Raw genomic sequence first — 11,882 nt, forward strand, 5'->3', positions numbered from 1 at the left:
AGGTGGCGGATGCCGGCCACCGCGGCATCGCTGTATTGCTCCGGATTCTCGGACAGCAGCTTGTGCGTGACCACCGTACCGTCCGGCCTGAGCCCGACCACATCGGTAAAGGTGCCGCCGCGGTCGATCCAGAATTGCCAGCGGCGGCGATCCGAAACATGGGCGGCGGAGAATGGCAGCGACATACGGGGGCTTCCTTGCAGCGGCGTGATGGCAATGTCGGGGAAAAACCTGGAACGTCAGGCAAGCGATTCCCGAAGCAGCCCGGACGCGGGTCGCTTCGGAAGTCACCGTTGTATCGGCAAGGGCGGCTACAGCGACGTGGCCGAGCGCGCGGCCTGCTCGTACAGGCCGGTCAGCACACGCAGCAGTCGTGCCAGCTCGCCGATCTCGACGTTCTCCGCGCTGCCCGCGGAGAAATTGCTGGTCAGGCACTGCTCCCGGATCTCACGATAGCGCGCGCAGGCTTCCGTGCCGGCGGGCGTGGTGATGTAGGTGGCTTCCTTGCCGACCCGCTCGCCCTCCACCAGCGCCAGGCCCTGCAGCTTCTTGAGCGCGTAGGTGACGAGGTGGGTGTCCTCCACATTGAGCACAAAGCAGATATCGGCCAGCCGCTTGGGACGCGCGCGGTGATTGACGTGATGCAGCACCAGCACATCCAGGAAAGTCAGGTCGCGCACGCCGGAGGCGCCCATGCAGCGCACCACCCAGCGGCTATAGGCGTTGTAGGCCGTGTTCAGGCCGAACTCGAACTCGGACAGTTCCGGGCTGCGCTCGGACACCAGGTGCGAAGACGACACGATATTCGGCCCGGACGATCGCGCAAACGCGCTGGCCGCGGACCGGGCGGACGCCTCGTTCCCGCTGCCGTCGTCGTCGGCCCGGGCTGGCTCGGATGCTGGCTTACGCGCCATGTCTTCACTCCTTTCGTGGGTTGGTGCCTGGGCGGTATGACAAGGATGACTAGGTATAACCCCGATGCCGCCGCCACCATATTTGGCTTGACAGTTTATTAACAAATTATGAGGATAAACACAAAATAAATCCAAGCAAAACATCGGGGATGTCACCGTGGATTCTGCACGAAAACAGGGCGGAGAAAGCGATTCACGCACTATCCCAGGGACCTTCTCGCGCCCGGCAACGGGCTGGTTGCGCGGTGCGAATCCACTGGATAGACTCGATCCGAACCCTCCTGAGCGCGATTGAGCGCAAGCCCAATGTCCACGGATATCCATACATTACAGACAAAACTTCGCGATGGCGCGACTTCGCGGGCCAACGTGATCGCTGAAGCGGAGCAGCTTGCGCAGACGCCGGCGGCCAATGCCGTCTTCCTGCACACCACCTTCGACGCCGCGGCGCAGGTAGCACGTGCGGCCGACGCGGCCAGCCTGGCCGGCAAGCCCCTGCATCCCCTGGCCGGCCTGCCGGTCTCGGTCAAGGACCTGTTCAATATCGCCGGCGAAGCCACGCACGCCGGCTCACCGGTACGCAGCGACGCGGCGGCGGCCACGGCCGATGCCACGGTGGTGCGCCGGCTGCGCGACAGCGGCGCGGCCCTGGTGGGCCGCACCAACATGACCGAATTCGCCTTCTCCGGCGTGGGCATCAACCCGCATTTCGGCACGCCCGTGAACCCGGCAGATGCGCAGGTGGCACGCATTCCCGGCGGGTCGTCCTCCGGCGCCGCCGTCTCCGTGGCGCTGGGCCTGGCGGTAGCCGGGCTGGGCAGCGATACCGGCGGTTCCATCCGTATCCCGGCGGCCCTGTGCGGCCTGGCCGGTTTCAAGCCCACTGCCCGCCGCGTGCCGCTGGACGGCGCTTTCCCGCTGTCCTACACCCTGGATACCGCCTGCGCCATGGCGCGCACGGTGCATGACTGCGTTCTGGTGGACAGCGTGATCGCCGACGAGGCTGTCATCCCGGCCATCAAGGCCGCTGCCGGCATTCGCCTGGCCATCCCGCGCCAATACCTGCTGGACGACCTCGACCCCGTCGTGGCGCGCGCCTTCGACCGCGCCCTGGGCCGGTTGTCCGCGGCCGGCGTGCAGATCGAGCACATCGACCTGCCCGAGCTGAGCGAACTGCCCGCCATCAACGCCGCGGGCGGCTTCACCGCCGCCGAGGCCTATGCCATCCACCGCCACGCGCTGGCCACCCGGCGCGAGCAATACGACCCCCGCGTAGCCTCGCGCATCGACCGCGGCGCCAGCATGGGCGCGGCCGACTATGTCGACCTGATGCGCGCCCGCGCCGACTGGATCGCGCGGGTTGCGGCGCGCATCGGCGGCTTCGACGCCGTGGCCTGCCCCACCGTGCCGATGGTGGCGCCGCCGATCGCCCCGCTGGTGGCGGACGATGCCCTGTTCTTCCGCACCAATGCCCTGCTGCTGCGCAATACGTCGGCCTTCAATTTCCTTGACGGCTGCTCGATCTCGCTGCCCTGCCACCAGCCGGACGAATTGCCGGTCGGCCTGATGCTCTCGCACGGCGCGCTGCGTGATGCGCAACTGCTGGGCACGGCAATTGCATTGGAATCCATCGTCAAGCCGGCCGCCTGAGGCGCCGGCCAAGCCGCACACTGCCGTGCAATCCATGAGCCAGGTTGCACGGGCAGCAAAGACAAGAAACAAAAGTCAAAGACAGACAAAGACGTATCAGCCAAAACGATCAACCAGGAGAGATCGATGCAAGGGAAGGCAACATTGAAGTACATGCTGCTGGGCGGGGTGCTTGCCACCTCCTCCGTCATGATGTCCGCCGCGCAAGCCGAGACCAAATGGGACCTGCCGACCGGCTACCCGGTCAGCAACCTGCACACCGAGAACCTGCAGCAAATGGCCAACGACGTGGAGAAGGCCACCGGCGGCAAGCTGAAGATCGTGATCCACCCCAACGGTTCGCTGCTCAAGGCCAACGAGATCAAGCGCGGCGTGCAGACCGGCCAGGTCCAGATGGGCGAAATCCTGATGTCGCTGCTGGCCAACGAGAACCCGGTGTTCGGCGTGGATGCGGTGCCCTTCCTCGCCACCAGCTACCAGGACTCCTACAAGCTGTGGCAGGCCTCGCGCGTTGTCACCGACAAGGTGCTCGACAAGCAGGGCCTGAAACTGCTGTACGCGGTGGCCTGGCCGCCGCAGGGCATCTACGCCAACAAGCCGCTCAACAACGCGGCCGACATGAAGGGCCTGAAGTGGCGCGCCTATAACCCTGCCACCTCCAAGATCGCCGAGCTCGTGGGCGCGCAGCCGGTGACGATCCAGGCCGCCGACCTCGCCCAGGCACTGGCGACAGGCACCGTGAACTCCTTCATGTCCTCCGGCGCCACCGGCGTCGATACCAAGGTGTGGGAGAGTGTGAAGTACTTCTACACCGTGGATGCCTGGCTGCCCAAGAACATGCTGGTGGTCAGCAAGAAGTCTTTCGCCGCGCTGGACAAGCCGACCCAGGACGCCCTGCTCAAGACCGTTGCCGAGGCCGAGAAGCGCGGCTGGCAGGTATCGGAGCAGAAAACACGTGAGTACCTGGCCGTGCTCGGCAAGAACGGCATGACGGTGCAGCCGCCCTCGCCCCAGCTCAAGCAGGACATGCAGAAGGTCGGCCAGGCGATGGTGGACGAATGGGCCAAGGGCGCCGGCGACGACGGCAAGGCCATTCTCGACGCCTACAAGAAGTAAGCGAAGTAGCGAGAAACAAGCGATCCGTATCCGGCCGCGGCGGCATTGCCTGCCGTCGCGGCCACTGCTGCCGCAGCATCCCGCGCCCTTTTTTCACCGCATTCTCCCTCCCCTCTCGCCATGGAAGCTCCTTCCGTCAACAAGCGCTGGCTGGACCGGCTGCTTGACCTGTTCGCCGTGCTCGGCGCGCTATGCATTCTCGGGGTCTGCATCATCATGATCCTGATGTCGTTCTCGCGCGAGACCACCATCATCTTCAAGGGCGGCGACGACATCGTTGCATGGCTGTGCGCCGCTTCCGCCTTCCTCGTCCTTGGCCAGACCTTCCAGCATGGCGGCATCGTGCGCGTGGAAATGCTGCTGGAGGCCGTCAAGCCGCGCATGCGCTGGTGGCTCGAGCTGGTCTCGCTGCTCATCTGCGCGGTGTTCGCCGCCTATGCCACCTGGGCCTTGTTCTCCTTCGCCTGGCAGAGCTGGGAGATCGGCGATGTCTCGCAGGGCCAGATCGTGGTGCCGCTGTGGATTCCGCAGAGCTTCGCGGTGCTGGGCTGCGCCGGCTTCATGCTGGCGGTGCTCGATGAACTGCAGCGCGTGGCGCGCCGGCAAAAGCCGCGCTACCAGCTGGCGCAGGAAGCCAAGCTGGCCGCCGGCGATTTCGGGGAGACCGTCTGATGAGCACCGTCCTGATTTCCCTGATCCTGCTGGTGGTGATGATCGTCTTCCTGGTCATCGGCGCGTGGATTCCGGTTGCCATCGCCGTCACCTCCTGGGTGGGGCTGGTGGTCTTCGCCGACCGCGATGCGCTGGTCAATCTGGCCAATGCGTGGTGGTCGTCCAGCGCTTCCTATACGCTGGCATCGCTGCCGCTCTTTGTCTGGATGGGCGAGATACTCTTCCGCACCAAGCTGTCCGAGCAGATGTTCAACGGGCTGTCGCCGTGGCTGAACTGGCTGCCGGGGCGGCTGATGCACGTCAACATCCTGGGGTGCGGCATCTTCGGCTCCGTGTCGGGCTCGTCGGCCGCCACCTGCGCCACCATCGCCAAATCCGCGCTGCCCGAACTGACGCGGCGCGGCTACGACGAGCGCGTGACGCTGGGCTCGCTGTCGTGCGCCGGCACGCTCGGCATCCTGATTCCGCCATCGATCACCATGGTGGTCTATGCGGTCTCGGCCGATGTGTCGATCATCCGTGTGTTCCTGGCCGGCTTCCTGCCCGGCCTGCTGCTGATGCTGCTGTTCTCGGGCTATATCGTGGTGTGGGCGCTGTCGAACCCGGACAAGACGCCGCAGGCGGAACGCTTCGACTGGCGCTCGCGGCTCGCATCGATCCGCCAGCTGATGCCCTGCATCGTGCTGATCGCCTTTATCACCTGGATCATGATCACCGGCTACTCCACCGCCACGGAGGCTGCGGCATACGGCGTGGTGGCCTCGCTGGCGCTGGCATGGGTGGGCGGATCGCTGACGCGCAAGGCCTTCTGGGAGAGCCTGATGTCGGCCACCCGGCTGACCGCCATGATCATGTTCGTGCTGGGCGCCACCTCCTTCCTGTCGGTGACCATGAGCTTCACGGGCATCCCGCGCGCGCTGGCGGAATGGGTGGCCGCGATGCACCTGTCGCCATGGGCGCTGATCGCGGTGCTGACGGTGATCTATATCCTGCTGGGGACCGCGCTCGACGGGATTTCCATGATCGCGCTGACCACCGCCACGGTGCTGCCGATGGTGCAGGCGGCGGGATTCGATCTGGTATGGTTCGGGATATTCATCGTGCTGCTGGTGGAAATCGCCGAAGTGACGCCGCCGGTGGGGTTTAACCTGTTCGTGCTGCAGAGCATGACGGGCAAGGACAGCAACTACATAGCGCGGGTGTCGCTGCCATTCTTCATGATGATGGTGGTGGCGATCGCCATCGTCACCGTGTGGCCGGAAATCGTCACCTGGCTGCCCGACGTGGTCATGCAAAAAGAGTTGAAGTAGCCATCGGCTTTGGCCGATGGCGCCGCAAGACAGCGAGGGCCGGTCCGGCCCTCAACGGAGTGCCATGCATGTGATCGTCATCGGCGCCGGCGTGATCGGCGTCTGCTCCGCCTGGTACCTGCGCGAAGCCGGCTTCGAAGTGACCGTGGTCGAACGGCGCGCCGCGCCGGCGCAGGAATCCAGCTTCGGCAACGCCGGCGTGATCGCGCCCGGCTACGTCACCCCCTGGGCCGCGCCCGGCATGCCGGGCAAGGTGCTGCGCAACCTCTTTGCCAGCACCTCGCCCGTGCTGTTCCGGCCCAGCGCCGATCCGGCCATGTGGCGCTGGATCGCGCGCTGGCTGGGCGAATGCACACTGGAGCGCTACCGCGTCAACAAGCTGCGCATGCAGCGCCTGGCCTTCTACAGCCGGGAATGCCTGCACACGCTGCGCAAACAGCTGGAGATCGACTACGAGCAGTCGCAAGGCTACCTGCAACTGTTCCGCACCGAGCGCGACCGGAGCCTGGCCGAACCGGCGCTGGCCTTGCTGCGCGAGCACAAGGTGCCGCACCGGCTGGTCGATGCCGCTGGCTGCCGGGGCATCGAGCCCGGCCTCACCACCGACACGCCGCTGGCCGGCGGGCTGCACCTGCCCGAGGACGAATCCGGCAATTGCCCGATGTTCGTGCGCCGGCTGCGCGTGCTGGCGGAAGCTGCCGGCGTGCGCTTCGTCATGGACAGCCACGCCCGTGCGCTGCGGCCGCTGCCGGGCGGCAAGCTCGCGCTGGACCTGCACGCCGGCGCTGCCCGCGCCACGTGCGAAACACTCACCGCCGATCGCGTACTGGTGAGCGCCGGCGTCGCCAGCGCGGCCTTGCTGCGTCCGCTTGGCCTGCGCATCCCGCTCTACCCGGTCAAAGGCTACTCCGCCACGGTGCAGGTCAGCGACGAACTGCAGGCGCCGCTGGCCGCGCTGATGGACGAGTCGTACAAGGTGGCCATCACGCGCATGGGCAACCGCGTGCGGATTGCCGGCACGGCCGAACTCGGCTCGCGCAAGCTCGACCTGCGCCCCGCGGCCATCAACACCTTGCTCAAGGTGGCGCGCGACTGGTTTCCCGTCGCCGGCCACTATGACAACGCCACGCTCTGGGCCGGCGCCCGCCCCATGCTGCCTGACGGCCCGCCGCTGATTGGCGCCACCGCCGTGCCCGGACTTTTTCCCAACCTGGGTCACGGCTCCACGGGCTGGGCCATGGCATGCGGCTCCGGCCGCATCGCCGCCGACCTGATCGCGGGCAACCGCCCCGGCATCGACCTGGACGGCCTGACCCCCGCCCGCTACGGCTTAGGCCCGCGCTGACCATGCAAACCCCTACCCAGATCCCGTCCACGCACGCGCCAGCCACGGTGCTGGCCGCCGACGCCTGGCTGCCGCTGGACACCGCCAGCGCCAGCGAGATCCCGCTTTACGGCGTGGCGGCCATCCGCCAGGTCGAAGCCACCGCCATGGCCAGCCTGCCCGCCTTCGAACTGATGACGCGGGCAGGAAATACCGCGGCCGCCTGGCTGGCGCACCATGCCCCGGCTGGCCCGCTGCTGTTGCTGGCCGGACCCGGCAACAATGGCGGCGACGCATTGGTGGCCGCCACCCGTCTGCACCAGGCCGGGCGCCAGGTCCAGGTGTGGCTGACCGCCGAGCCCGATCGCCTGCCCGCCGACGCCGGCCGCGCCTGGCTCGAGGCGCGCGCGGCGGGCGTCACGCTGCGCGCGCTGCCGGAGACGGCCTGCCACGGCACCCTGCCTGCGATTCCCGGGGATACCTGCGCGCTGGTCGACGGGCTGCTCGGCATCGGCCTGAACCGTGCCGCCGATGGCTTTATGGCGCAGTGGATCGCGCATCTGGCGGACTCAGGGTTGCCGGTGTTCGCGCTCGACATCCCGAGCGGGCTGTTCGCCGATACCGGCGCCGGCACGCCGGCGGTCCGTGCCTGCCGCACGCTGACCTTCATTGCGGCCAAACCGGGCCTGCTGACGCTCGATGGGCGCGATTGCGCGGGTGAAGTCGATATCGCCCCGCTGGGCCTGCCCTACCCCCCGGCCCAGCCGGCCTGCGCCACGGTCAACGTGCCGGCTTCGTTCGCCACGGCACTGCCCGCGCGCCGCCATGCCACCAACAAAGGCACGTTCGGCTCGCTCGCCGTGATCGGCGGCGGCATCGGCATGACCGGCGCGCCGCTGCTCGGCGCGCGCGCCGCGCTGCACCTTGGCGCCGGGCGCGTGCACATCGGCTTCCTGGCGCAGCCTGCGCCGCTGCTAGACCCCGTGCAACCGGAACTGATGCTGCACCCGATCGCGGAGATCGCGCTGTCTGCCATGTCCGCGCTGGTGGTCGGCCCGGGCATGGGCACCGGCACGGCGGCACGCGAGCAGTTCGCGCAATTGCTGCACGGCAGCGCCTGCGCCGCCGAGTTGCCCGCCCTGGTACTGGACGCCGACGCGCTGAACCTGCTCGCCTCGGATGCCGCGCTCGCTGCCATGCTGGAGGGCAGCCCGCTGGTGCGCGTGATGACACCCCACCCGCTCGAAGCCGCCCGGCTGGCCGGCCTCGGCGTGGCGGAAATCCAGCGCGACCGCCTGGCGGCGGCACGCTTGCTGGCCACGCAATGGCGGGCCGTGATCGTGCTCAAAGGCTCCGGCACAGTGATCGCGGCGCCACCGGACGCCAGGGGCAACGTAGCGCTGTCGGTCAACCCGACCGGCAACGCCGGGCTGGCGACTGCCGGCACCGGCGACGTGCTGGCCGGCGTGATCGGCGCCCTGCTCGCCCAGGGCATGCCGGCGCTACAGGCGGCACAGACGGCGGTCTGGCTGCACGGACGCGCCGCCGACCACCTGGTGGCGCATGGCACCGGCCCCGCCGGCCTCACCGCCAGCGAGCTCTACACGCCGATGCGCAGCCTGTTCAACGCCTTGCTGCGGGATCCGCGCGGCACATGAACAAGGCCACCGACAGCGTTACCCATCTATCCCCCGCAAGCGCCACGGCCGCTTCGCCGGCCCGGCGCCAGTTGCTCACCGGCATCGCCCTGCTGGTGCTCGGCCAGTGGATCCTCAGCCTGCTGGATGCCAGCAGCAAGACGTTGACGCAGCAAGGCCTGCCGGTGGCCGCGGTAGCCTGGGTGCGCTATGTCGGCCATGTGATCGCCGTCTTCCTTCTGCTCGGGCCGGCGCGCTTCCGCCAGCAATGGCGCCCGGTGAAGCCGGGCCTGCAATGGCTGCGCGGCGGGCTGATGCTGGTCTCGACCCTGGTGTTTTTCAGCGTGCTCAAGCTGATGCCGCTGGCCGAGGCCACCGCGCTCAATTTCTGTGCCCCGCTGTTCGTGGTGGCGCTGTCGCCCTGGCTGCTGGGCGAGCGGCCGGGACGGCATGCGCGCGTCAGCCGCTGGAGTGGCGTGGCGATCGGCTTCGCCGGCATGCTGATCGTGGTGCGGCCGGGCGGCGAGCTGAGTGGGGCGGGCATTGCGCTGGGCCTGCTGTCCGCGCTGGTATTCGCGCTGATGCAGATGCTGACCCGGCGCATCGCCGCGCACGACGCGCCCATGACCACCCTGATCCAGAGTGGCGTCACCGGCGCCGCCCTGACCACGCTGCTGGTGCCCTTTTTCTGGTTCCAGGCGGTGCCCACGCCCCTGCAAGCGGTGCTGCTGGTGAGCACTGGCATTACCGGTTCGGTTGGGCATTATTTTGTGATCCGGGCGTTCCAGTACGCCGATGCCTCGTTTCTCAGCCCCTTCCTCTATCTGCAGATCCTGTCGGCCACGACGATCGGCTACCTGGCATTCGGCCAGTTGCCGGACTGGATCACGGCGCTGGGCGTGGCGGTGATCTGCGTCGGCGGCGTTTGCGTGGCGGGAGGGGAATCGGCGTTGCGCGCGGTCGCCCGCCGGCTTGGCCGCCCGGGCTGATGTCAGAACGCCACCGACAGCCGGACAGGATTCGCCCTGCTATTGTTTCTGCTAGTGGCATTAATGCCGGGCTTTGCTGCCAAATCCTAAAGTCGCGCCAAAAGTGCGCGTTATACTTAAGCCGCTCCCGGCGGCCGGACCAGGGCCGCGGACCAGGCCCGCCAAATGGCCTGCCCGGGAGTAATAAGATATGGCTGAAACCTAGCTTAGAACGGACTTCCGCGCTGGCCTTCAAAGAATTACGCACGCATGCCCACAGACCTACACGCCTGGCACTCTCTCCTGCAACATCACGACGCCATTCGCGAGACGCCGATGCGCGAGTGGTTCGCCGACGGCTCCGCCAGCCAGCGCGTCAAGCAGTTCTCGCTGGAGGCGGCAGGCCTGTATCTCGACTACGCGAAAAACCGCATCACGCCGCAGACCATGGCGTTGCTGATGCAACTGGCGGACGAAGCCGGCGTACCCAAGCGCCGGGATGCCATGTTCGCGGGCGACCACATCAACGCCACCGAGGACCGCGCGGTGCTGCACATTGCGTTGCGTGCCGGTCCCGACGCAAGCTTCAAGGTGGATGGCAAGCCGGTGATGCCCGCCATTCACGACGTACTGAACCGCATGCGGGTGTTCTCGGAACGCGTGCGCAGCGGCGACTGGACCGGCGCCACGGGCAAGCGCATCACGGACGTCATCAATATCGGCATCGGCGGTTCGGACCTCGGCCCGCGCATGGTGTGCCGCGCGCTCTCCCACCTGGCGGGCAACGGGCCGCGCATGCATTTCGTCTCCAATGTGGACGGCACCGAACTGGCCGAGACCCTGGACCGGCTCGACCCTGAGCAGACCCTGGTGATTGTCTGCTCGAAGACCTTCACCACGCTGGAAACCATGGCCAACGCCTGTAGCGCGCGCCAGTGGTTCCTTGACAGGGACGTGGCCAGGAACCAGCTGGCCAGCCATTTCGCCGCCGTATCCACCAACGTGGAGGCGGTGCGCGCTTTCGGCATCGACCCCGCGCATATGTTCGAATTCTGGGACTGGATCGGCGGACGCTTCTCGCTGTGGTCCTCGGTTGGGCTGTCGATCGCGCTGGCGGTGGGCTTCGACGCCTTCGCCGACCTGCTGGCCGGCGGCCGCGCCATGGACGAGCATTTCAGCAGTGCGCCGCTGGAGCGGAACATGCCGGTCGTGCTGGGCATGATCGGCATCTGGTACCGCAATTTCTTCGGCATGCCGACCAGTTGCATGGCACCTTATTCGACCTCGCTCGAATTGTTTCCCGCCTTCCTGCAGCAACTGGAAATGGAGAGCAACGGCAAATCCGTCCAGCTCGATGGCCGGCACGTGCGCGCCCATACCGCGCCGGTGGTCTGGGGCTCCGCCGGCACCAACGGCCAGCATGCTTATTTCCAGCTGATCCACCAGGGCTCGCAGATCGTGCCGGTGGATTTCGTGGCGCCGCTGCGGCCCCCGCGCGTCCTGCCCGGCCATCATGCCAAGCTGCTTGCCAATTGCTTTGCCCAGGCCGAGGCGCTCATGCGCGGGCGCACCGCGGAGGAACTGCGCGCGAGCGGCCTGAGCGATGAAATCCGCATCGCCCACATGGTGTTCGAGGGCAATCGCCCAAGCAACACGCTGCTGATGGAAGACGTCACGCCGCACACGCTCGGCGCGCTGATTGCGCTCTATGAGCACCGCACCTTTGTGCAGGGCGTGGTGTGGAACATCAATTCATTCGACCAATGGGGCGTGGAACTGGGCAAGATCCTGGCCAAGCCGATCGAGTGCGAACTCACTGGCGAGGCCAACGCGGCCGCCAGTGGCCAGGAGCCTGCGCACGATGCCTCCACCAGCGCCCTGATCGCGCGGGCGCGGGCGGCACTGGGCAACGCCTGACGCTGGCCCAGCGCCTACACGGGGGCCGTCATCCATTCGTCGCTGGCCACGCGGCCGGCGTCGATGGTCAGGATGCGCCCGCAGCGGGCTGCCACGGAGCGATCGTGCGTGACCAGCACCAGCGTTGAGCCGGCATCGCGATTGAGCTCGAACATCAACGCAATCACGGCCTCGCCGGTAGCCGTGTCGAGACTGCCGGTAGGCTCGTCGGCAAAGAGGATATCGGGACGCGCCACAAAGGCGCGCGCCAGCGCCACGCGCTGCTGCTCGCCGCCGGAGAGCGTGCGCGGATAGTGGGACAGGCGCCCGCCCAGTCCTACCCGCGCAAGCATGTCGGCGGCGCGCTCGCGGACGCCGGCGGGTTCGCCGCGCAA

11 protein-coding genes are annotated in these 11,882 nt (G+C 67.5%); 8 read left to right on the forward strand and 3 right to left on the reverse strand.

What is annotated here, in order from left to right; translation table 11 throughout:
• A partial coding sequence (locus CF70_RS38255) for a hydantoinase/oxoprolinase N-terminal domain-containing protein (protein ID WP_235185194.1) occupies positions 1-185 on the reverse strand: 185 nt, incomplete at its 3' end.
• Positions 186-311: 126 nt separating this feature from the next.
• On the reverse strand, positions 312-914 hold the full coding sequence (locus tag CF70_RS24920) for a winged helix DNA-binding protein (RefSeq protein WP_035870952.1): 603 nt from the start codon (positions 912-914) through the stop codon (positions 312-314).
• A gap of 306 nt (positions 915-1,220) precedes the next feature.
• Here CF70_RS24920 and CF70_RS24925 point away from each other — a divergent pair, with 306 nt between their 5' ends.
• From CF70_RS24925 to pgi, 8 genes are all read left to right on the forward strand, one after another.
• Positions 1,221-2,564, forward strand: coding sequence for an amidase (locus tag CF70_RS24925; protein ID WP_035870954.1), 1,344 nt, complete (start codon positions 1,221-1,223; stop codon positions 2,562-2,564).
• Positions 2,565-2,717: 153 nt separating this feature from the next.
• A complete protein-coding gene (locus tag CF70_RS24930) occupies positions 2,718-3,680 on the forward strand; it encodes a TRAP transporter substrate-binding protein (protein ID WP_051648942.1) in 963 nt (320 codons plus the stop codon).
• 120 nt (positions 3,681-3,800) lie between these two features.
• Positions 3,801-4,352, forward strand: coding sequence for a TRAP transporter small permease subunit (locus tag CF70_RS24935; protein ID WP_035870956.1), 552 nt, complete (start codon positions 3,801-3,803; stop codon positions 4,350-4,352).
• Positions 4,352-5,662: a TRAP transporter large permease gene (locus CF70_RS24940; protein ID WP_035870958.1), complete on the forward strand. Its 1,311-nt coding sequence runs from the start codon at positions 4,352-4,354 to the stop codon at positions 5,660-5,662. The genes CF70_RS24935 and CF70_RS24940 overlap by 1 nt, the downstream gene beginning before the upstream one ends.
• Before the next feature lie 64 nt (positions 5,663-5,726).
• Positions 5,727-7,007, forward strand: a complete 1,281-nt coding sequence (locus tag CF70_RS24945; RefSeq protein WP_035870960.1) for a D-amino acid dehydrogenase — start codon at positions 5,727-5,729, stop codon at positions 7,005-7,007.
• Positions 7,008-7,009: 2 nt separating this feature from the next.
• Positions 7,010-8,644, forward strand: a complete 1,635-nt coding sequence (locus CF70_RS24950) for an NAD(P)H-hydrate dehydratase (RefSeq protein ID WP_152561910.1) — start codon at positions 7,010-7,012, stop codon at positions 8,642-8,644.
• Positions 8,641-9,612, forward strand: coding sequence for a DMT family transporter (locus CF70_RS24955; RefSeq protein WP_035870962.1), 972 nt, complete (start codon positions 8,641-8,643; stop codon positions 9,610-9,612). Before CF70_RS24950 ends, CF70_RS24955 begins: the two co-directional genes overlap by 4 nt.
• Before the next feature lie 249 nt (positions 9,613-9,861).
• Positions 9,862-11,508: a glucose-6-phosphate isomerase gene (gene pgi, locus CF70_RS24960; protein ID WP_035870964.1), complete on the forward strand. Its 1,647-nt coding sequence runs from the start codon at positions 9,862-9,864 to the stop codon at positions 11,506-11,508.
• Between the two features lie 14 nt (positions 11,509-11,522).
• Here pgi and CF70_RS38260 read toward each other — a convergent pair.
• Positions 11,523-11,882: ATP-binding cassette domain-containing protein (locus CF70_RS38260; RefSeq protein WP_235185195.1), on the reverse strand; the 360-nt coding region annotated here is incomplete at its 5' end.

This window comes from Cupriavidus sp. SK-3, from assembly GCF_000611145.1.
Classification (GTDB): Bacteria; Pseudomonadota; Gammaproteobacteria; order Burkholderiales; family Burkholderiaceae; genus Cupriavidus.